General features: G+C 62.4%; 18 protein-coding genes. 12 read left to right on the top strand and 6 right to left on the bottom strand.

What is annotated here, in order from left to right:
- Nucleotides 1–118: 118 nt before the first annotated feature.
- From nuoG to LGQ10_RS30460, 10 genes are all read left to right on the top strand, one after another.
- Nucleotides 119–2833, top strand: coding sequence for an NADH-quinone oxidoreductase subunit NuoG (gene nuoG / locus LGQ10_RS30505; protein ID WP_226524131.1), 2715 nt, complete (start codon nucleotides 119–121; stop codon nucleotides 2831–2833).
- Complete coding sequence (nuoH, locus tag LGQ10_RS30500) at nucleotides 2830–3837, top strand: NADH-quinone oxidoreductase subunit NuoH (protein WP_060840137.1); 1008 nt, start codon at nucleotides 2830–2832, stop codon at nucleotides 3835–3837. Before nuoG ends, nuoH begins: the two co-directional genes overlap by 4 nt.
- Before the next feature lie 11 nt (nucleotides 3838–3848).
- On the top strand, nucleotides 3849–4397 hold the full coding sequence (gene nuoI / locus LGQ10_RS30495) for an NADH-quinone oxidoreductase subunit NuoI (RefSeq protein WP_022639651.1): 549 nt from the start codon (nucleotides 3849–3851) through the stop codon (nucleotides 4395–4397).
- Nucleotides 4398–4406: 9 nt separating this feature from the next.
- Nucleotides 4407–4907 (top strand): NADH-quinone oxidoreductase subunit J, encoded by a 501-nt coding sequence (gene nuoJ, locus LGQ10_RS30490; RefSeq protein WP_226524130.1) that lies wholly within the window; start codon nucleotides 4407–4409, stop codon nucleotides 4905–4907.
- A 4-nt stretch (nucleotides 4908–4911) separates the two neighbouring features.
- Complete coding sequence (nuoK, locus tag LGQ10_RS30485; protein WP_016964784.1) at nucleotides 4912–5235, top strand: NADH-quinone oxidoreductase subunit NuoK; 324 nt, start codon at nucleotides 4912–4914, stop codon at nucleotides 5233–5235.
- Nucleotides 5232–7085, top strand: a complete 1854-nt coding sequence (nuoL, locus tag LGQ10_RS30480) for an NADH-quinone oxidoreductase subunit L (RefSeq protein ID WP_226524129.1) — start codon at nucleotides 5232–5234, stop codon at nucleotides 7083–7085. The genes nuoK and nuoL overlap by 4 nt, the downstream gene beginning before the upstream one ends.
- Nucleotides 7086–7124: 39 nt before the next feature.
- The gene (gene nuoM, locus LGQ10_RS30475; protein ID WP_058436308.1) at nucleotides 7125–8657 is read left to right on the top strand and encodes an NADH-quinone oxidoreductase subunit M; all 1533 of its coding nucleotides are present in this window, start codon (nucleotides 7125–7127) and stop codon (nucleotides 8655–8657) included.
- A 7-nt stretch (nucleotides 8658–8664) separates the two neighbouring features.
- Nucleotides 8665–10128, top strand: a complete 1464-nt coding sequence (gene nuoN, locus LGQ10_RS30470) for an NADH-quinone oxidoreductase subunit NuoN (protein ID WP_058436309.1) — start codon at nucleotides 8665–8667, stop codon at nucleotides 10126–10128.
- 238 nt (nucleotides 10129–10366) lie between these two features.
- Nucleotides 10367–10717, top strand: a complete 351-nt coding sequence (locus tag LGQ10_RS30465) for a toxin (RefSeq protein ID WP_226524128.1) — start codon at nucleotides 10367–10369, stop codon at nucleotides 10715–10717.
- Nucleotides 10704–11021 (top strand): helix-turn-helix domain-containing protein, encoded by a 318-nt coding sequence (locus LGQ10_RS30460; protein ID WP_226524127.1) that lies wholly within the window; start codon nucleotides 10704–10706, stop codon nucleotides 11019–11021. The genes LGQ10_RS30465 and LGQ10_RS30460 overlap by 14 nt, the downstream gene beginning before the upstream one ends.
- 72 nt (nucleotides 11022–11093) lie before the next feature.
- Here LGQ10_RS30460 and cysS read toward each other — a convergent pair whose 3' ends face one another.
- Both cysS and LGQ10_RS30450 read right to left on the bottom strand, forming a co-directional pair.
- Nucleotides 11094–12476: a cysteine--tRNA ligase gene (gene cysS, locus LGQ10_RS30455; RefSeq protein WP_058435543.1), complete on the bottom strand. Its 1383-nt coding sequence runs from the start codon at nucleotides 12474–12476 to the stop codon at nucleotides 11094–11096.
- Nucleotides 12477–12494: 18 nt separating this feature from the next.
- A complete protein-coding gene (locus LGQ10_RS30450) occupies nucleotides 12495–14192 on the bottom strand; it encodes a glutamine--tRNA ligase/YqeY domain fusion protein (RefSeq protein ID WP_058435544.1) in 1698 nt (565 codons plus the stop codon).
- A 269-nt stretch (nucleotides 14193–14461) separates the two neighbouring features.
- Between LGQ10_RS30450 and LGQ10_RS30445 the strand changes: the two genes are divergently transcribed.
- Both LGQ10_RS30445 and LGQ10_RS30440 read left to right on the top strand, forming a co-directional pair.
- On the top strand, nucleotides 14462–14965 hold the full coding sequence (locus tag LGQ10_RS30445) for a peptidylprolyl isomerase (protein WP_058435545.1): 504 nt from the start codon (nucleotides 14462–14464) through the stop codon (nucleotides 14963–14965).
- Entirely contained in the window at nucleotides 14962–15714 is a 753-nt protein-coding gene (locus LGQ10_RS30440; protein ID WP_226524126.1) for a UDP-2,3-diacylglucosamine diphosphatase, read from the top strand. Before LGQ10_RS30445 ends, LGQ10_RS30440 begins: the two co-directional genes overlap by 4 nt.
- 114 nt (nucleotides 15715–15828) lie before the next feature.
- On the opposite strand, the gene LGQ10_RS30435 is transcribed toward LGQ10_RS30440, so the two are convergent.
- The 4 genes from LGQ10_RS30435 to LGQ10_RS30420 form a co-directional block, all read right to left on the bottom strand.
- Nucleotides 15829–17358 (bottom strand): DHA2 family efflux MFS transporter permease subunit, encoded by a 1530-nt coding sequence (locus LGQ10_RS30435; protein ID WP_226524125.1) that lies wholly within the window; start codon nucleotides 17356–17358, stop codon nucleotides 15829–15831.
- Nucleotides 17359–17426: 68 nt separating this feature from the next.
- Nucleotides 17427–18626, bottom strand: coding sequence for an HlyD family efflux transporter periplasmic adaptor subunit (locus tag LGQ10_RS30430; RefSeq protein ID WP_058436158.1), 1200 nt, complete (start codon nucleotides 18624–18626; stop codon nucleotides 17427–17429).
- A 15-nt stretch (nucleotides 18627–18641) separates the two neighbouring features.
- Nucleotides 18642–20111: an efflux transporter outer membrane subunit gene (locus LGQ10_RS30425; protein WP_226524124.1), complete on the bottom strand. Its 1470-nt coding sequence runs from the start codon at nucleotides 20109–20111 to the stop codon at nucleotides 18642–18644.
- Nucleotides 20108–20581 carry a MarR family winged helix-turn-helix transcriptional regulator gene (locus tag LGQ10_RS30420; protein WP_058436160.1) on the bottom strand — a complete coding sequence of 158 codons (474 nt, stop codon included), beginning with the start codon at nucleotides 20579–20581 and terminating at the stop codon, nucleotides 20108–20110. The genes LGQ10_RS30425 and LGQ10_RS30420 overlap by 4 nt, the downstream gene beginning before the upstream one ends.
- Between the last annotated feature and the right edge of the window lie 78 nt (nucleotides 20582–20659).

The following is a 20659-nucleotide window of genomic DNA, read 5'->3' as shown; positions in this document are numbered from 1 at the left end:
GGTCCGTGCCCTGCGCTCGACGTGCGATGACGCCGTTAACGGCTGTGTTGATTCGCACGCATAACAAGATTCCATTAGCCACGCCCGCTGACACCGGGCCAACGAAGAACTTTGAACCATGGCCACTATCCACGTAGACGGCAAAGCGCTCGAAGTCGATGGGGCGGACAACCTGTTACAGGCTTGTCTGTCACTAGGCCTCGACATCCCTTATTTCTGCTGGCACCCCGCTCTCGGTAGCGTCGGTGCCTGTCGCCAGTGTGCGGTCAAGCAGTACACCGACGAGAACGACACCCGTGGTCGTATCGTCATGTCCTGCATGACCCCGGCCACCGACAACACCTGGATCTCCATCGATGATGAAGAATCCAAGGCGTTCCGCGCCAGTGTCGTCGAGTGGCTGATGACCAACCACCCGCACGACTGCCCGGTCTGCGAGGAAGGCGGTCACTGCCACCTGCAGGACATGACGGTGATGACCGGCCACAACGAGCGCCGTTACCGTTTCACCAAGCGTACCCACCAGAACCAGGACCTCGGCCCGTTCATTTCCCACGAGATGAACCGCTGCATCGCCTGCTATCGCTGCGTACGCTTCTACAAGGACTACGCCGGGGGCACCGACCTGGGCGTCTACGGCGCCCACGACAACGTGTACTTCGGTCGCGTTGAAGACGGCACCCTGGAAAGCGAGTTCTCCGGCAACCTCACCGAGGTCTGCCCGACCGGTGTGTTCACCGACAAGACTCACTCCGAGCGCTACAACCGCAAGTGGGACATGCAGTTCTCGCCGAGCATCTGCCATGGCTGCTCCAGCGGTTGCAACATTTCCCCGGGCGAGCGCTACGGCGAGCTGCGCCGCATCGAGAACCGCTACAACGGCTCGGTGAACCAGTACTTCCTCTGCGACCGTGGCCGCTTCGGTTATGGCTACGTCAACCGCAAGGACCGCCCACGCCAGCCACGCCTGGCCGATGGCACCCAGCTGAACCTGGACCAAGCCCTGGACCAGGCGGCCGACCTGCTGCGCGGTCGCAACATCGTCGGTATCGGTTCGCCTCGCGCCAGCTTGGAAAGCAACTACGCGTTGCAGGAACTGGTGGGTGCCGAGCACTTCTACTCCGGTATCGAAGCCTCCGAGCTGGAGCGCATCCGCCTGGTGATGCAGGTTCTGAACGACAGCCCGCTGCCGGTTCCGAACATGCGCGAGATCGAAGACCACGACGCCGTTTTCGTCCTTGGCGAAGACCTGACCCAGACTGCCGCTCGCATGGCCCTGGCCCTGCGCCAGTCGGTCAAGGGCAAGGCCGAGGAAATGGCCGATGCCATGCGCGTCCAGCCTTGGCTCGACGCTGCGGTGAAGAACATCGGCCAGCACGCGCTGAACCCGCTGTTCATTGCCAGCCTGGCTGAAACCAAGCTCGACGACGTGGCCGAGGAGTGTGTACACGCCGCTCCAGACGACCTGGCACGCATCGGTTTCGCCGTGGCCCACGCCATCGACGCCAGTGCTCCTGCCGTGGAAGGCCTGGACAGCGAAGCCCTGGAACTGGCCAAGCGCATCGCCGATGCCTTGCTGACAGCCAAGCGCCCGCTGATCATTTCCGGTACTTCCCTGGGCTCCAAGGCACTGATCGAAGCCGCGGCCAACATCGCCAAGGCCCTGAAGCTGCGCGATAAAGCCGGTTCCATCAGCCTGGTGGTGCCAGAGGCCAACAGCCTCGGCCTGGCCATGCTCGGTGGCGAATCCCTGGACGCAGCCCTGCAAGCGCTGATCGACGGCCGTGCCGACGCTCTCGTGGTGCTGGAAAACGACCTCTACAGCCGCACCGATGCGGCCAAGGTGGATGCAGCGCTGAGCGCGGCGAAAGTGGTGATCGTCGCCGATCATCAACAGACCGCCACCGTCGAACGCGCGCACCTGGTGCTTTCCGCAGCGAGTTTCGCCGAAGGCGATGGCACCCTGGTCAGCCAGGAAGGTCGCGCCCAGCGCTTCTTCCAGGTCTTCGATCCGACGTACCTGGATGCCAGCATCATGGTTCACGAAGGCTGGCGCTGGCTGCATGCCCTGCGCAGCACCCTGCTGAACAAGCCGGTGGACTGGACCCAGCTGGACCAGGTGACCGCAGCCTGTGCCGCGAGCAACGCGCAACTGGCCAACATCGTCGATGCCGCGCCGTCCGCCGCGTTCCGCATCAAGGGCATGAAGCTGGCCCGCGAACCGCTGCGCTACAGTGGCCGGACCGCCATGCGCGCCAACCAGAGCGTGCACGAACCACGTACACCGCAAGACCCGGACACCGCCTTCGCCTACTCCATGGAAGGTTACTCGGGCTCCGCCGAACCACGCTCGCAAGTGCCATTCGCCTGGTCGCCGGGCTGGAACTCGCCGCAGGCCTGGAACAAGTTCCAGGACGAAGTCGGCGGCCACCTGCGTGCCGGTGACCCGGGTACGCGCCTGATCGAAAGCCAGGGCGACCGCCTCAGCTGGTTCGCCAGCGTACCGCGGGCCTTCTCCCCGGCCCAGGGCACCTGGCAGGCCGTACCGTTCTACCACCTGTTCGGCAGCGAAGAGAACTCTTCGAAAGCCGCTCCGGTGCAGGAACGCATTCCGGCTGCCTACGTGGCACTGGCCAAGTCCGAGGCCGACCGCCTGGGCGTCAACGACGGTGCCCTGCTCGCGCTGAACGTGGCCGGCCAGACCCTGCGTCTGCCGCTGCGGATCAACGAAGAGCTGGGAGCTGGCCTGGTGGGCCTGCCTGCCGGTCTGGCGGGGATTCCTCCGGCGTTTGCAGGCTTTTCCGTTGACGGTCTGCAGGAGGCGGCGCAATGAGTTGGTTTACCCCTGAAGTGATCGACGTGATCCTGACGGTCGTCAAGGCCATCGTGATCCTGCTGGCGGTGGTCATCGCCGGTGCGCTGCTGAGCTTCGTCGAACGTCGCCTGCTGGGCTGGTGGCAGGACCGTTACGGTCCGAACCGCGTCGGCCCGTTCGGCATGTTCCAGATCGCCGCCGACATGCTGAAAATGTTCTTCAAGGAAGACTGGACCCCACCGTTCGCCGACAAGGTGATCTTCACCCTGGCGCCGGTCGTGGCCATGTCCGCCTTGCTGATCGCCTTCGCGATCATCCCGATCACCCCGACGTGGGGCGTGGCGGACCTGAACATCGGCCTGCTGTTCTTCTTCGCCATGGCCGGTCTGTCGGTCTACGCGGTGCTGTTCGCCGGCTGGTCGAGCAACAACAAGTTCGCCCTGCTGGGCAGCTTGCGGGCCTCGGCCCAGACCGTGTCCTACGAAGTGTTCATGGGCCTGGCGCTGATGGGCATCGTGGCCCAGGTCGGTTCGTTCAACATGCGCGACATCGTCGAGTACCAGGCACAGAACCTGTGGTTCATCATTCCGCAGTTCTTCGGCTTCTGTACCTTCTTCATCGCTGGCGTGGCCGTGACTCACCGTCACCCCTTCGACCAGCCGGAAGCGGAACAGGAACTGGCCGACGGTTACCACATTGAATACGCCGGCATGAAATGGGGCATGTTCTTCGTTGGCGAGTACATCGGCATCATCCTGATCTCGGCACTGCTGGTCACCCTGTTCTTCGGTGGTTGGCACGGTCCGTTCGGCATCCTGCCGCAACTGTCCTTCGTCTGGTTCGCCCTGAAGACCGCGTTCTTCATCATGCTGTTCATCCTGCTGCGCGCCTCGATCCCGCGCCCGCGCTATGACCAGGTGATGGACTTCAGCTGGAAATTCTGCCTGCCGCTGACCCTGATCAATTTGCTGGTGACGGCTGCTGTTGTGTTGTTGAACACGCCAGCTGGCGCGGTTCAGTGAGGATTTGACCCATGTTCAAATATATTGGCGACATCGTTAAGGGTACTGGTACCCAGTTGCGCAGCCTGGTGATGGTATTCGGCCATGGCTTTCGCAAGCGCGACACCCTGCAATACCCCGAAGAGCCGGTGTACCTGCCGCCCCGCTACCGTGGCCGCATCGTGCTGACCCGCGACCCCGACGGCGAAGAGCGTTGTGTTGCCTGCAACCTGTGCGCCGTGGCTTGCCCGGTGGGTTGCATCTCGCTGCAGAAAGCTGAAACCGAAGACGGTCGCTGGTACCCGGACTTCTTCCGCATCAACTTCTCGCGCTGCATTTTCTGCGGTCTCTGCGAGGAAGCCTGTCCGACCACCGCGATCCAGCTGACACCGGATTTCGAGATGGCCGAGTTCAAACGTCAGGACCTGGTTTACGAGAAAGAAGATCTGCTGATCTCCGGCCCCGGAAAGAACCCTGATTACAACTTCTATCGTGTTGCAGGTATGGCCATTGCCGGTAAGCCCAAGGGCACCGCGCAGAACGAAGCCGAGCCGATCAACGTGAAGAGCTTGCTGCCTTAAGGAAGAACGATGGAATTCGCTTTCTATTTCGCGTCAGGTGTTGCGGTGGTCTCCACACTTCGTGTGGTGACCAATACCAACCCTGTGCACGCCCTGCTCTACCTGATCATTTCGCTGATCGCCGTGGCGATGACCTTCTTCAGCCTCGGCGCGCCGTTCGCCGGTGCCCTGGAAGTGATCGCCTACGCCGGCGCCATCATGGTGCTGTTCGTGTTCGTGGTGATGATGCTCAACCTTGGCCCGGCTGCGGTCCAGCAAGAGCGAATCTGGCTCAAGCCGGGTATCTGGATCGGGCCGGTGATTCTTGCCGGCCTGCTGCTGGTCGAACTGCTGTACGTACTGTTCAGCCACCAGAGCGGTGCCGGTATCGGTCAAACCACCGTGGACGCCAAGGCCGTGGGCATCAGCCTGTTCGGCCCTTACCTGCTGGTGGTCGAACTCGCCTCGATGCTGCTGCTGGCTGCAGCCGTCACGGCATTCCACTTGGGCCGCAACGAGGCGAAGGAGTAATACGATGCCTACTATCCCTCTCGGTACTATCCCGATGGAGCATGGCCTGGCGGTTGCCGGCATCCTGTTCTGCCTCGGTCTGGTCGGCCTGATGGTCCGCCGTAACATCCTCTTCGTATTGATGAGCCTGGAAGTGATGATGAACGCCTCGGCACTGGCCTTCATCGTCGCTGGCGCCCGCTGGGCGCAGCCGGATGGACAAGTGATGTTCATCCTGGTGATCAGCCTGGCAGCCGCCGAAGCCAGTATTGGCCTGGCGATCCTGCTGCAGCTGTATCGCCGCTTCCACACTCTGGATATCGATGCTGCCAGCGAGATGCGCGGATGAACCTTCTCTTTCTGACTTTCGTATTCCCCCTGATCGGTTTCCTGCTGCTGTCGTTCTCCCGTGGACGCCTCTCGGAAAACCTCGCGGCCCTGATCGGTGTCGGCTCCATTGGCCTCTCGGCCATTGTCGCCGCCTACGTGATCTGGCAATTCAACGTCGCCCCGCCCGAAGGCGGCCACTACACCCAGGTACTGTGGCAGTGGATGTCGGTGGATGGTTTCGCACCGAACTTCGCCCTCTACCTGGACGGCCTGTCCGTGACCATGCTCGGTGTGGTGGTCGGCGTGGGTTTCCTGATCCACCTGTTCGCCTCCTGGTACATGCGTGGTGAAGCCGGCTACTCGCGATTCTTCGCCTACACCAACCTGTTCATCGCCAGCATGCTGTTCCTGATCCTGGGCGATAACCTGTTGTTCCTGTACTTCGGCTGGGAAGGCGTGGGCCTGTGCTCGTACCTGCTGATCGGTTTCTACTACAGCAACCGCAACAACGGTAACGCCGCCCTCAAGGCCTTCATCGTCACCCGCATCGGCGACGTGTTCATGGCCATCGGCCTGTTCATCCTGTTCCAGCAACTGGGCACCCTGAACGTCCAGGAACTGCTGGTGGCAGCGCCGCAGAAGTTCCAGGCAGGTGATTTCTGGATCACCCTGGCGACCCTGATGCTGCTGGGTGGCGCCGTCGGTAAATCGGCCCAGCTGCCACTGCAGACCTGGCTGGCGGACGCGATGGCCGGCCCGACTCCGGTTTCGGCACTGATCCACGCCGCGACCATGGTCACCGCCGGTGTCTACCTGATCGCCCGTACCCACGGCCTGTTCACCCTGGCGCCGGAGATCCTGCACCTGGTGGGCCTGGTCGGCGGTGTGACCCTGGTCCTGGCTGGCTTCGCCGCACTGGTACAGACCGACATCAAGCGGATCCTCGCGTACTCCACCATGAGCCAGATCGGCTACATGTTCATGGCCCTGGGCGTCGGCGCCTGGGATGGCGCGATCTTCCACCTGATGACCCACGCGTTCTTCAAGGCCCTGCTGTTCCTTGCTTCCGGTGCGGTGATCGTCGCCTGCCACCACGAACAGAACATCTTCAAGATGGGCGGCCTGTGGAAGAAACTGCCCCTGGCCTACGCCAGCTTCATCGTTGGCGGCGCGGCCCTGGCGGCCCTGCCTCTGGTGACCGCAGGCTTCTACTCCAAGGACGAGATCCTCTGGGAAGCCTTTGCCAGCGGCAACCATGGCCTGCTGTACGCCGGCCTGGTGGGTGCGTTCATGACCTCGCTGTACACCTTCCGCCTGATCTTCATCGCCTTCCACGGTGAAACCAAGACCGAAGCCCACGCTGGCCACGGGATTTCCCACTGGCTGCCGCTGGTGGTGCTGATCGTACTGTCCACCGCGATCGGCGCAATGATCACTCCACCGTTGCACGGCGTGCTGCCACTCAGCGCCGGCCATGCCGGTGGCGAAGCCAAGCACAGCCTGGAAATCGCCTCGGGCGCCATCGCCCTGGCCGGTATCCTGCTGGCTGCCCTGTTGTTCCTTGGCAAGCGTCGCGTTGTGACCGCCATCGCCAACAGCGGCATCGGGCGTCTGCTCTCGGCCTGGTGGTTCGCCGCCTGGGGCTTCGACTGGATCTACGACAAACTGTTCGTCAAGCCATACCTGGCGATCAGCCATGTACTGCGCAAGGACCCGCTCGATCAGACCATCGGTTTGATCCCGCGTATGGCCAAAGGGGGCCACAACTCCCTGAGCCGTACCGAAACCGGTCAACTGCGTTGGTACGCTGCCTCGATGGCTGCTGGAGCCGTGCTGGTCATCGGCGCCATCGTGCTGGTAGCGGTCTGATATGAACCTTGCGAACTTGCGAAAGGAATTGAGCCCGTCATGATTCTGCCTTGGCTAATCCTGATCCCCTTCATCGGTGGCCTGCTGTGCTGGCTGGGTGAGCGCTTCGGCGCCACCCTCCCCCGCTGGATTGCGCTGCTGACCATGACCCTGGAACTCGCCCTCGGCCTCTGGCTGTGGGCCCACGGTAACTATTCATATGCTCCGGCGCCTGGCGTCGATCCGACCTGGGCCCTGGAGTTCAAGCACCAGTGGATCCAGCGCTTTGGCATCAACGTGCACCTGGCCCTGGATGGCCTGTCGCTGTTGATGATCCTGCTGACCGGCCTGCTGGGTATCCTCTCGGTACTCTGCTCCTGGAAAGAGATCGAGCGCCACGTGGGTTTCTTCCACCTGAACCTGATGTGGATCCTGGGCGGCGTTGTCGGCGTGTTCCTGGCGCTGGACCTGTTCATGTTCTTCTTCTTCTGGGAAATGATGCTGGTGCCGATGTACTTCCTCATCGCGCTCTGGGGTCACAGTTCGGCAGACGGCAAGAAGACCCGGATCTACGCGGCGACCAAGTTCTTCATCTTCACCCAGGCTTCCGGCCTGATCATGCTGGTGGCGATCCTGGGCCTGGTGCTGGTCAACTTCAACAACACCGGGGTCATCACCTTCGATTACGCCCAGTTGCTGAAGACCAAGATGTCCACCGCCACCGAGTACATCCTGATGCTCGGTTTCTTCATCGCCTTCGCGGTGAAGCTGCCAGTGGTACCGTTCCACTCCTGGCTGCCTGACGCTCACGCCCAGGCACCGACCGCAGGTTCGGTAGACCTGGCGGGCATCCTGTTGAAGACCGCGGCCTACGGCCTGCTGCGCTTCGCCCTGCCGCTGTTCCCCAACGCTTCGGCGGAGTTCGCACCGATCGCCATGACCCTGGGCCTGATCGGGATCTTCTACGGTGCCTTCCTGGCGTTCGCCCAGACCGACATCAAGCGCCTGATCGCCTTCTCCAGTGTGTCCCACATGGGCTTCGTGCTGATCGGCATCTACTCCGGCAGCCAGCAAGCCCTGCAGGGCGCGGTAATCCAGATGCTGGCCCACGGTGTTTCGGCCGCCGCGCTGTTTATCCTCAGCGGCCAGCTGTACGAGCGTACCCATACCCGCGACATGCGTGAAATGGGCGGCCTGTGGTCGCGCATCGCCTACCTGCCAGCGATCAGCCTGTTCTTCGCAGCCGCCTCCCTGGGCCTGCCGGGCACCGGCAACTTCGTCGGCGAGTTCCTGATCCTGATCGGCACTTTCGTCAGCGCCCCATGGATCACCGCTATCGCCACTTCCGGCCTGGTGTTCGGCTCGGTCTACTCGCTGATCATGATCCACCGTGCCTACTTCGGCCCGTCCAAGTCGGACGCGGTGCTGCATGGCATGGATGCTCGCGAACTGATCATGGTGCTGGGACTGGCGGTGCTGCTGATCTACATCGGCGTGTACCCGCAACCGTTCCTCGATACCTCTGCCGCCACCATGCATGGCGTGCAGCAATGGCTCAGCACCGCCTTCACTCAACTCGCTTCGGCCCGGTAAGAGCGCTATGGACTTTACGATTCAACACTTTATAGCCCTGGCGCCGCTGCTGATCACCAGCGCCACCCTTGTGGTGGTGATGCTGGCGATCGCCTGGCGGCGCAATCACTCCCAGACCTTCCTGCTGTCGGTAGCGGGCCTGAACCTGGCATTGCTGTCGATCTTCCCGGTGCTGAAAGTGGCCCCCCTGGCGGTCACCCCGCTGCTGCAGATCGACCAGTTCGCCTGCCTGTACATGGCCTTGATCCTGGTCGCCACCCTGGCCTGCGTCACCCTGGCCCACGCCTACCTGGGCGACGGCAGCAGCGGCTACCCGGGCAACCGTGAAGAGCTGTACCTGCTGATCCTCCTGGCCGCCGCGGGTGGCCTGGTGCTGGTCAGCGCGCAGAACCTGGCCGGCCTGTTCATCGGCCTGGAACTGCTCTCGGTACCGGTCTACGGCCTGGTGGCCTATGCCTTCTTCAACAAGCGCTCCCTGGAAGCCGGCATCAAGTACATGGTGCTGTCGGCAGCCGGTTCGGGCTTCCTGTTGTTCGGCATGGCCCTGCTCTACGCAGAAGCCGGCAGCCTGAGCTTCAGCGGCATCGGCCACGCCCTGGCGGCCACCGGCCTGCCAAGCCCGCTGGCTCAGCTGGGCCTGGGCATGATGTTGATCGGCCTGGCCTTCAAGCTGTCGCTGGTGCCTTTCCACCTCTGGACCCCCGACGTCTACGAAGGGGCCCCGGCTCCGGTAGCGGCCTTCCTGGCCACGGCCAGCAAGGTGGCGGTGTTCGCAGTGCTGGTGCGCCTGTTCCAGCTGTCGCCAGTGGCCAGCAGCGGTGTCCTGAGCAACGTCCTGACCGTGATCGCGATTGCCTCGATCCTGGTCGGCAACCTGCTGGCGCTGACCCAGAGCAACCTCAAGCGACTGCTGGGTTACTCGTCCATCGCCCACTTCGGTTACCTGCTGATTGCCCTGGTGGCAAGCAAGGGCCTGGCGATGGAGGCCATCGGCGTGTACCTGGTTACCTACGTGATCACCAGCCTGGGCGCCTTCGGCGTGATCACCCTGATGTCCTCGCCGTACAAGGGCCGTGACGCCGACGCACTGTACGAGTACCGCGGCCTGTTCTGGCGCCGTCCGTACCTGACCGCCGTCCTCACCGTGATGATGCTGTCCCTGGCCGGCATCCCGCTGACCGCTGGCTTCATCGGCAAGTTCTACATCATCGCCACTGGTGTCGAAGCACACCAATGGTGGCTGGTAGGCTCGCTGATCCTGGGCAGTGCCATCGGCGTCTTCTACTACCTGCGCGTGATGGTCACCCTGTACCTGATGGAACCGAACCTGCGTCGCGTCGATGCCCAGCTCCACTGGGAACAGAAAGCCGGTGGTGTCATGCTGCTGGCCATCGCGGTGCTGGCATTCTTCCTCGGCGTCTACCCGCAGCCACTGCTGAACCTGGTCCAGCATTCCGGCCTGGCGGGCTGATCGCCCCAGCTACAACGCTCCACACAGAACGGCACCTTCGGGTGCCGTTTTGCATTTCAGGTCCCCACCCTCCCCTCTTCCCTGGCACAGTCGGAATCGCCCTTCCTGGCGCCGCGGCCTGGTCCGACATTCAGCCAGAGGCTGGCGGCATAGACTGTTGCCAGATCAAACGCGGCACTCAGCGGGCCTTGACCAAAGCTGCAGCGCCATCCATCGCTATACGCAGGAAGCGTATAAGATGAATGCTCTATTTATTGAACTACCGGCATTTGGGCGATACCGAAGGGACTTCCTTGATGACGAGTTGTTCTGCGAATTGCAGATCGAGTTACTGCGCCACCCGCACGCAGGTGTCTTCATCCAGGGCACTGGCGGCTTGCGCAAGATGCGTTTCATCGATGAGCGGCGCAACAAGGGCCGACGTGGCGGGCTGAGGGTAATTTATTACTGGTGGTCCGGAGGGGCGCAGTTCTGGCTCTTTACCTTGTTCGACAAGGACCAGTTGGACGACCTGCTACCGCAGCAGCGACAACAGCTCAAACAATTGCTGGAACGTGAAATCGAGGCCAGAAGACATGACCAAGCGTGACATCTTTTCCGAACTGCTGGAGGGCATCGACGCCCTCGCCCAGGAACGCCAGGGCAAGATCACCCTGCGCAGCCATAACGTGAAACTCGACAAGCTACCACCCATCACCGCCGCCGAGGTGATGAATATCCGCCAGCAACTCAACCTCTCGCGCTCGGTATTCGCCATGTACCTACGCACCAACACCCGCACCCTGGAGAACTGGGAACAAGGCCGAGCTACCCCCAATGCCCAGGCCACTACCCTGATGCGCCTGGTGGAGCGCTATCCCGACACGGTGGAACGCCTCGCTTCGCTGGCCTGAGCCAGTAGGCATCGTTCAACAGGCAACAAAAAACCCGCACCAGGCGGGTTTCTTGTTGCAGCGAACGCCGGCTTAATCAGCCAGGCGCCAGGTTGTGCCACCCTTGCCGTCTTCCAGAATCACGCCCATGGCGGTGATCTGGTCGCGGATCCGGTCGGACTCGGCCCAATCCTTGTTGGCACGGGCTGCCAGGCGAGCCTGGATCAGTGCCTCGACCTGCTCCGCATCGACCCGATCGCCGGCACCGGCCTGCAGGAAGTCCTCGGCCTCCAGCTGCAATACGCCCAGCACATCGGCCAGTTGCCGCAAACGGGCCGCCAGGCCAGCCGCCGCGTCGAGATCACTCTCACGCAGGCGGTTGATCTCGCGCACCATCTCGAACAGCACGGCGCAGGCTTCCGGCGTACCGAAATCGTCGTTCATCACCTGGGTGAAGCGTTCGACGAAGGTTTCGCCACCGGCCGGCGTCACTTTCGGCAGGCCCTTGAGCGCATGGTAGAACCGCTCCAGGGCGCCCTTGGCGTCCTTGAGGTTATCTTCCGAATAGTTGATCGCACTGCGGTAATGGCTCGATACCAGCAGGTAACGCACCACTTCCGGATGGTATTTCTCGAGCACGTCGCGAATGGTGAAGAAGTTGTTCAAGGACTTGGACATCTTCTCGCCATTGATGCGGATCATGCCGCAGTGCATCCAGGCATTGGCGTAGGTCTTGCCGGTGGCCGCCTCGCTCTGGGCGATCTCGTTCTCGTGGTGCGGGAACTCCAGGTCGCTGCCACCACCATGGATGTCGAAGGTCTCGCCGAGGCAGCAGGTGGACATTACCGAGCATTCGATGTGCCAGCCCGGACGACCAGCGCCCCACGGCGACTCCCAGCTCGGCTCGCCCGGCTTGGTAGCTTTCCACAGGACAAAGTCCAGGGGATCCTGTTTCGCTTCGTCGACCTCGATCCGCGCACCGATACGCAGGTCCTCGATTTTCTTGCGCGACAGCTTGCCGTAGCCCATGAACTTGGCGACGCGGTAGTACACGTCGCCATTGCCCGGAGCATAGGCATACCCCTTGTCGATCAGGGTCTGGATCATGCTCAGCATGCCAGGGATATGGTCCGTGGCACGTGGCTCCAGGTCAGGCTTCTTGATGTTCAGCCGGGCCTCGTCCTCGTGCATCGCCGTGATCATGCGTTCGGTCAGTGCATTGAACGGCTCGCCATTCTCACGCGCCCGATTGATGATCTTGTCTTCAATATCGGTGATATTGCGCACGTAAGTCAGGTTGTAACCGCTGAAACGCAACCAGCGGGTCACCAGGTCGAAAGCCACCATGCTGCGGCCATGGCCAATGTGGCAGTAGTCGTACACGGTCATGCCGCACACGTACATCCGCACATTGTTGCCATCCAGGGGCTTGAAGACTTCTTTGCTCTTGGTGAGCGTGTTGTAGATCGTAAGCACTTTAGTTCCTTGACTGAATCACTGACCCCAGGAGTCGCGCAGGGTCACGGTACGGTTGAATACCGGGGCACCTGGTTTCGAGTCCTTGAGATCTGCGCAGAAGTAGCCTTCGCGCTCGAACTGGAAACGGTCCTCCGGCTGTGCGTTGCCCAGCGAGGGTTCGGCACGACAACCAGTGAGCACTTGCAGGGAGTCAGGGTTGATGTTGTCCAGGAAACTGGCGCTGTCTTCGGCCCTCTCCGGGTTCGGAGAACGGAACAGACGATCGTACAGGCGTACTTCGCACTCGACGCTGGCAGCAGCCGGCACCCAGTGGATCACGCCCTTGACCTTGCGGCCTTCAGGGTTCTTGCCCAGGGTGTCCGGATCGTAGGAGCAACGCAGTTCGACGATGTTGCCATCGGCATCCTTGATCGCTTCGTCGGCACGGATCACGTAGCTGCCGCGCAGGCGCACTTCACCGGCTGGTTCCAGGCGCTTGTAGCCCTTGGGCGGCTCTTCCATGAAGTCGTCACGGTCGATGTAGATTTCACGAGCGAACGGCAGAGCACGCACACCCATGTCTTCTTTCGGGTGACGCGGCAGCTCGAGGTTCTCGACCTGGCCTTCCGGGTAGTTGGTGATCACGACTTTCAGCGGACGCAGCACGCACATGGCGCGCGGGGCGCTCTGGTCGAGGTCGTCACGGATGCTGAACTCCAGCATGCCGAAATCCACCACGCCATCAGAACGGTTGGTACCGATCATCTCGCAGAAGTTGCGGATGGACTTGGGCGTGTAGCCGCGACGACGGAAACCCGAGAGGGTCGACATGCGCGGATCGTCCCAACCATTGACGTGCTTCTCGTCCACCAGTTGCTTGAGCTTGCGCTTGCTGGTGATGGTGTAGTTCAGGTTCAGGCGGCTGAACTCGTACTGGCGCGGCTTGCATGGCACCGACAGGTTGTCCAGGAACCACTCGTACAACGGACGATGACTCTCGAACTCCAGCGTGCAGATCGAATGGGTGATGCCTTCGATAGCGTCAGACTGGCCGTGGGTGAAGTCGTAGATCGGATAGATGCACCACTTGTCGCCGGTCTGGTGATGGTGGGCATGACGGATGCGGTAGAGGATTGGATCGCGCAGGTTCATGTTCGGCGAAGTCATGTCGATCTTGGCCCGCAGGACACGCTCGCCATCCTTGAACTCGCCAGCCTTCATGCGAGCGAACCAGTCCAGGTTCTCTTCCACGGAACGGTCGCGGAACGGGCTGTTCTTGCCCGGCTCGGTGAGGCTGCCGCGGTATTCCTTGGCCTGCTCGGGAGTCAGGTCGTCGACATAGGCCTTGCCCGCCTTGATCAGCTCCACCGCCCAGTCGTGCAGCTGGTCGAAATACTGCGAGGCATAACGGACTTCACCGGCCCAGTCGAAACCCAGCCACTTGACGTCGCGCTCGATGGCGTCGATGTACTCCTGGTCTTCCTTGGCCGGGTTGGTGTCGTCAAAACGCAGGTGCGTGACGCCACCGAATTCCTGGGCCAGGCCGAAGTTCACGCAGATCGACTTGGCATGACCGATGTGCAGGTAGCCGTTGGGCTCCGGCGGGAAACGGGTCACGATCTGAGTGTGTTTACCCGAGTCCAGGTCCGCCTGGATGATCGGGCGCAGGAAGTTGACCGGTACAGCCGGTCCAGTCTTGGCATTGGAAGCAGGGTCGACAGTGGGCTTGCTCATAGGATCCTTGAACGTACAAGTGCGTGGCCGGATGCGGCCTTATAAATCAAAACGGATATCATAGCCGATGCGGTCAAGTGCCTGACAGAGCGCAGCTTTAAAACTGCGGCTATTAATAGCAGGCACGTTAAAAAACCGCCTCGAAATTCGTGGTTGTCAGGCTAAACTGCGCTCCTTGGCCGCAGGATGGCCAGATCGGGCCGGGCCACTGATGGCTCCCGGCCCCGAGGATTTTCTTGAAAACGCTTTCCTTACAAAGAGTACCGACCATGACCCAAGTCAAACTGACCACCAACCACGGCGAGATCGTGCTGGAACTGAACGCCGAGAAAGCCCCGTTGACCGTGGCCAACTTCGTCGAATACGTGAAAGCCGGTCACTATGAAAACACCGTCTTCCACCGCGTCATCGGTAACTTCATGATCCAGGGCGGTGGCTTCGAACCTGGCATGAAAGAGAAGAAAGACAAGCGTCCAAGCATCCAGAACGAAGCGGACAACGGCCTTTCCAACGACAAGTACACCGTCGCCATGGCCCGTACCATGGAGCCGCATTCGGCCTCCGCGCAGTTCTTCATCAACGTCACCGACAACAGCTTCCTCAACCACAGCGGCAAGACTGTGCAGGGCTGGGGCTACGCAGTCTTCGGCAAAGTGGTCGCCGGCACCGACGTGGTCGACAAGATCAAGGGCGTGGCCACCACCATGAAGGCTGGCCACCAGGACGTGCCTGCAGAAGACGTGATCATCGAGAAAGCCGAGATCATTGAGTGATACTGCTGATTTCAGACCTGCATCTGGAAGAGCAACGCCCGGACATTACCCGGGCGTTTCTGGATTTACTCGGTGGCCGCGCCCGCGACGCCGAGGCGCTGTACATCCTCGGGGACTTCTTCGAGGTATGGATCGGCGACGATGCCATGACCCATTACCAGCGATCCATCTGCCAGGCGCTACGGGAGCTCAGCGATAGCGGCACCCAGGTTTTCCTGATGCATGGCAACCGCGACTTCATGCTTGGCCAGGCCTTCTGCAAGGCTGCCGGTGCCACCCTGCTCAAGGACCCCAGCGTCGTCGACTTCTATGGCGAGCCGGTGCTGCTGATGCACGGCGACAGCCTGTGCACCCGGGACGAAGCCTATCAGCGCATGCGTCGCTACCTGCGCAATCCGCTGAGCCTGTGGATCCTGCGGCACCTGCCCTTGCGCATCCGCCAGAAGCTGGCGCGCAAGTTGCGTAACGAGAGCCAGACGCAGACCCGCATGAAAGCCAACGACATCGTCGATGTCACCCCGGAGCAAGTCCCCCTGGTGATGCAGCAACAGGGTGTCAGTACCCTGGTGCATGGCCACACCCACCGGCCGGCGATCCACAAGCTGCAGATCGGCGACCAGGCCGCCAAGCGCATCGTGCTGGGCGACTGGGACCGCCAGGGTTGGGCACTGCAGGTGGACGAACAGGGCATGCAGCTGGCGGCCTTCGATTTCGTGCCCAGCCAACCGGCGCTGCCTGACTTGTCCTGAGCAAGGCCTGCGAAAAATGATCTGCGGCGTGCCGGCGAAGAGCCGCCTGGACCAGTAGCGGTTCCAAGAACCTCTTCGCCAGCGCGCTGTTTTTTTTGCCCTGAGCGTCGGCCGTCAGTGACCGCCCGATGCCGGTCCGGCCTTGGCGGCAAACGGTGGCTTGGCCAGCCAGACCAGCAGGATCAAGCCCATGAACCCCCAACCCAGCAACGTGAAGTAGTCCACGGTGGACAGCATGTACGCCTGGCTGGTCAGGACCTGATCCAGCTGCGCATAAGCCTTGGTGCTCGCACCCCCGAGATTGGTCAGCGCATCCCGGGTCACCGGGTCGAAGGTGCTCATGCTTTCGCTCATGTAGGCGTGGTGCTGGTCTGCCCGGCGAATCCAGATCCAGGTGGTCAACGATGCCGCGAAGCTGCCCCCCAGGGTCCGCAGGAAGGTCGCCAGGCCGGCACCGTCGGCAATCTCGTGGGGCGGCAGGTCCGACATCAGGATGCTCAAGGTCGGCATGAAGAACAGCGCCACGCCGATGCCCATGAACAACTGGACCAGGGCGATATGCTGGAAGTCCACTTCATTGGTGAAGCCGGCACGCATGAAACAACTCAGGCCGATGGCCAGGAATGCCAGGCCGGCCAGGAGGCGCAGATCGACCCTGTGGGCGTACTTGCCGACAAAAGGCGACATCACCACCGGCAGGATGCCGATCGGCGCCACCGCCAGGCCGGCCCAGGTCGCGGTATAACCCATCTGCGTCTGCAGCCACTGCGGCAGGATCAGGTTGATCCCGAAGAACCCCGCATACCCGCCCACCAGCACGATGGTACCGATGCGGAAGTTGCGATGGGCGAACAGCCGCAGGTTGACCACCGGATGCCGATCGGTCATTTCCCAGATCACGAACGCCGCCAGGGCGATCGCCGAGACCAGCGTGCCGATGATGATGAAGTTGGACTCGAACCAATCCAGGTCGTTGCCCTTGTCGAGGACGATCTGCAAGGCGCCGACCCCGATGATCAGGGTCAGCAGGCCGATGTAGTCCATCGGCTGGCGACTGGTGACCACCGGCCGCGCCTTGAGCTGCTGCTTCACCACCCAGGCGGCGAACAAGCCGATGGGCACGTTGATAAAGAAGATCCAGGGCCAACTGTAGCTGTCGGTGATCCAGCCACCGAGGATCGGCCCGGCAATGGGCGCCACCACCGTGACCATGGCCAGTAGCGCCAGGGCCATGCCTCGCTTGGCCGGAGGGTAGACGGCAATCAGCAGGGTCTGGGTCATCGGGTACAGCGGCCCGGCCACCACCCCCTGCAAGACCCTGAAGCCCACCAGTTCGGGCATCGAGGTGGAAATGCCGCACAGGAACGACGCCAGCACGAACAGCAGCGTCGCCCAGACGAACAGCTTCACCTCGCCGAACCGCCGGCTCAACCAGCCAGTCAATGGCAAGGCGATGGCGTTGCTCACCGCGAACGAAGTGATGACCCAGGTGCCCTGCTCCGAACTCACCCCCAAGTTGCCGGAGATGGTTGGCAGCGCCACGTTGGCGATAGTGGTGTCGAGCACCTGCATGAACGTCGCCAGCGACAGGCCGATGGTGCTCAGCAGCAGGCTGGGCGGGGTGAAAGACGCGTTATTGCTCATCGCGAATCCTTTGGAACGAGGCAGGCGCCCCGGTTCCTAGGGGAAACCGAGGCTGGCGGATTGGCGATTCAGCGCTTGGCGGTCTTGCCGATGGCAGCGCTGTTGTCGTGGATCAGGCGGGTAATCAGGGCATCGGCCTCGACCAGCTGGCGGTCATAGACACCGGTGCTGAAGGACGCCTTCTGCGGCGGTTGCTGGGCCAGTACCGGCCCGCTCTGATCCCGCAGGTTGACGTTGACCACCGTCGACAAGCCGACCCGCAGCGGATGCTTGGCCAGCTCCTCGGCATTGATATGAATGCGCACCGGTACCCGCTGGACGATCTTGATCCAGTTGCCGGTGGCGTTCTGCGCCGGAAGCAAGGCAAAGGCGCTGCCGGTACCGGCGCCGAGGCTGTCCACGGTGCCGCTGTACTTCACGTCGCTGCCGTAGATATCGGCCTCGATGTCCACAGGCTGGCCGATGCGCATGTCCCTCAGCTGGGTTTCCTTGAAGTTGGCGTCGATCCACAGCTGGTCCAGGGGAATCACGGCCATCAGCGCAGTGCCCGGCTGTACCCGCTGGCCCAGCTGCACGGTGCGCTTGGCCACATAACCGGTGACCGGTGCGATCAAGGTGCTGCGCGCGTTGTTCAGATAGGCCTGGCGCAGTTGCGCGGCGGCCGACTGCACATCCGGATGGTTGGAGACCACGGTGTCGTCCACCAGGGCATTGGTGGTATTGAGCTGCTGCTGGGCGTTGGCCAGGGCGTTCTGCGCCGTGGTCAGGTCATCCCGGGCATGGGACAGTTCTTCCTGGGAAATCGCCCCGCTGGCCGCCAGGTTCTTGCGGCGACTGAAGTTGTCCTGGGCCTTCTGCACCTCGGCCTTCTGCGCCGCCACCTGGGCCCGCATGCCGTCGACGTTGCTGTACAGGCCGCGCACCTGGCGCACGGTCCGGGCCAGATTGGCCTCGGCGCTCTGCAAGCCGACCTGGGCGTCGTTGGGGTCGAAATTGATCAGCACCTGGCCTTCGTGCACCAGGTCGCCGTCGTCGGCGCCGATGCTGACCACGGTACCGGTGACCAGCGGCGTGATCTCCACGACGTTGCCGTTGACATAGGCGTCGTCGGTGTTTTCGTTCCAGCGTCCATAGAGCTCATGCCAGGCGAATACGCCCAGCCCGCCCAGGACGACGATGACCGCCAGCCCCAGCAGCATGACCTTGCGTTTGCGCGGGTTGGCGTTGTCCGGAGTGTTTGCAGATGTTTGAGTGTCGGCGGTGGCCATGACAAATACCTCGAATTATTTGGTCTGCGGGGCTGGGACGGGGTTGGCCGAAGCCAGGTTCTGGGCGTCGAAACCGCCCCCCAGGGCCTGCATCAGCTGGATCGACAGATCGATCTGTTGGGCATTGAGCGTGGCCAGCTGACGCTGGGCCTGTAGCAGTTGCTGCTCGATGCTCAGCACGTCCAGGTAGTTGCCGATGCCGGAACCGTAGCGCTGGACCACGGTGTCATAGGAGTCCTGGGCAATATCGGTGGCATGTTGTTGAGCTGCGATCTGCCGGCCGATATCACGCAGTTGGGAAATGCTGTCGCTGACGTCCCCAAGGGCCGTCACCAGGGTCTTGTTGTACTGCGCCACCGCCAGGTCATAGTCGGCATCCCGGGCGTCGAGGCTGGCCCGCAGGCGACCGCCATCGAAGATCGGCAGCGAGACAGTCGGGGCAATGCTGAAGAAACGGCTGGCGGAACCGAACATCGCATCCCCCAATACCGACTCGGCTCCCGCGCTGGCGCTCAGGTTGAGGTTGGGATAGAAGCGGGTCTTGCTGGCATCGATGTTCTTGCTCGCTGCCTCGACACGCCAGCGAGCCGCCACCAGATCGGGGCGACGACCCAGCAGTTCCGCCGGCAGCACCGATGGCAGGGCCACGGCGCTGGCCTGCAGGACCTTGGGCCGACTGATGGCGTCGGCACGGTCCGGCCCCTTGCCGAGCAGTACCGCGAGGGCGATCCGGGCGCTCTGCAGTTGTTTTTCGGCATCGATCTGGCTGGCCTGGGAGCTGGCCTCCAGGCTCTCGGTCTGCTGGTACTGATATTGGCTGTCGATCCCGGCGCTCAGGCGGCGCTTGCTCAGGTCGAGCATCTGCCGGGTACGTTTCAGATCCTCGGTGGCCAGATCATGGACGATGTGCGCACGGCCCAGGTCGCTGTAGGCGCGGGCGACATCGGCAGCCAGGGTCAGGCTGGCGGCCTGGCGATCCACTTCCGCAGCCCGGGCCTCGCCCAGCGCGGCTTCCCAGGCGGCGCGCTGGCCGCCCCAGAGATCGAAGTTGTAGTTGAAGCTGGCGCCGAGGTTGCGCACCGTGGAATAGGCGCCGCCCTGCCCTCGCGGGTCCTTGTCACGGGCCAAGCGCGAGCGGCTGATACCGGCGCTGGCGTCCAGGGTCGGCATCCGCTCGGCATCGGCGGCATAGGCCGCGGCGCTGGCCTGATGGGCCCTGGCGCTGGCGACCTGCATGTCCGGACTGTCACGCAGGGCTTCCTGGATCAGCCCGTCGAGCTGGCTGTCGCCCAGGCTCTTCCACCAGTCGCTGCGGGGCCAGGCCGCCGCCGACAAGGTCACGCCATTGAGTGCCTTGCCGGCAGCCAGGCTCTGGGCCGACAGGCTCACACCCTCGGTGTCCAGGCCACTGTAGTTGGCACAACCAGCCAGGCTCATCGCCATCAGCACCAGGCTGGCGCGAGTACGCAAGGTTCTACTGCTCATTTGGCACCTACCCGCAGGATGGTGATCGGGTCACCAGCGGCCAGCAAAATTTTCTTGAGGATCTGTTCCAGGGTGCCCAACTCCTCGGGCGTGATGGCACCGACCAATTCGTTCATCGCGTCGGCGCCGATATCGGGCAGGCGGTCGGTGAGCTTGCGTCCTTCTTCCGTGAGCACCAGTTGCACCTGGCGCCGATCGCCTTCCGAACGCCGACGGGCGAGGAAGTCCTTCTGTTCCAGGCGATCGAGCATGCGGGTCATCGATCCGCTGTCCAGGGACAGGTGGCGACACAGCTCGGCCGGGGTATCGACGCCGAACTGGGCCATGATGATCAGCACCTTGAACTGTGCGGCGGTGATGCCATGGGGCTCCATGTGGGTGTCGATGATCCGGTCCTTGAGCAAGGCGGCACGTCCCAGCAGCAGGCCGAGATGGCAATTGTGAAAGTCGTCCGGCTTGAAATGCTTCATCTGCTCACCAATTAGCTGCCTAGGCAGGGAGTGTGTGTCAGAATGTTACTGCCTAGGCAGCGAATGTCAACGTAATAA

Origin of the sequence: Pseudomonas sp. L5B5 (assembly GCF_020520285.1) — a bacterium.
Classification (GTDB): domain Bacteria; phylum Pseudomonadota; class Gammaproteobacteria; order Pseudomonadales; family Pseudomonadaceae; genus Aquipseudomonas.
This window is presented reverse-complemented; position numbering and strand designations above follow the sequence as displayed.

Bases quoted from the DNA above. Each gene is read 5' to 3' on its own strand.
- nuoG (WP_226524131.1), top strand. From the start codon at position 119: ATGGCCACTATCCACGTAGACGGCAAAGCGCTCGAAGTCGATGGGGCG.
- nuoH (WP_060840137.1), top strand. From the start codon at position 2,830: ATGAGTTGGTTTACCCCTGAAGTGATCGACGTGATCCTGACGGTCGTC.
- nuoI (WP_022639651.1), top strand. From the start codon at position 3,849: ATGTTCAAATATATTGGCGACATCGTTAAGGGTACTGGTACCCAGTTG.
- nuoJ (WP_226524130.1), top strand. From the start codon at position 4,407: ATGGAATTCGCTTTCTATTTCGCGTCAGGTGTTGCGGTGGTCTCCACA.
- nuoK (WP_016964784.1), top strand. From the start codon at position 4,912: ATGCCTACTATCCCTCTCGGTACTATCCCGATGGAGCATGGCCTGGCG.
- nuoL (WP_226524129.1), top strand. From the start codon at position 5,232: ATGAACCTTCTCTTTCTGACTTTCGTATTCCCCCTGATCGGTTTCCTG.
- nuoM (WP_058436308.1), top strand. From the start codon at position 7,125: ATGATTCTGCCTTGGCTAATCCTGATCCCCTTCATCGGTGGCCTGCTG.
- nuoN (WP_058436309.1), top strand. From the start codon at position 8,665: ATGGACTTTACGATTCAACACTTTATAGCCCTGGCGCCGCTGCTGATC.
- LGQ10_RS30465 (WP_226524128.1), top strand. From the start codon at position 10,367: ATGAATGCTCTATTTATTGAACTACCGGCATTTGGGCGATACCGAAGG.
- LGQ10_RS30460 (WP_226524127.1), top strand. From the start codon at position 10,704: ATGACCAAGCGTGACATCTTTTCCGAACTGCTGGAGGGCATCGACGCC.
- LGQ10_RS30450 (WP_058435544.1), bottom strand. From the start codon at position 14,192: ATGAGCAAGCCCACTGTCGACCCTGCTTCCAATGCCAAGACTGGACCG.
- LGQ10_RS30445 (WP_058435545.1), top strand. From the start codon at position 14,462: ATGACCCAAGTCAAACTGACCACCAACCACGGCGAGATCGTGCTGGAA.
- LGQ10_RS30435 (WP_226524125.1), bottom strand. From the start codon at position 17,358: ATGAGCAATAACGCGTCTTTCACCCCGCCCAGCCTGCTGCTGAGCACC.
- LGQ10_RS30430 (WP_058436158.1), bottom strand. From the start codon at position 18,626: ATGGCCACCGCCGACACTCAAACATCTGCAAACACTCCGGACAACGCC.
- LGQ10_RS30425 (WP_226524124.1), bottom strand. From the start codon at position 20,111: ATGAGCAGTAGAACCTTGCGTACTCGCGCCAGCCTGGTGCTGATGGCG.
- LGQ10_RS30420 (WP_058436160.1), bottom strand. From the start codon at position 20,581: ATGAAGCATTTCAAGCCGGACGACTTTCACAATTGCCATCTCGGCCTG.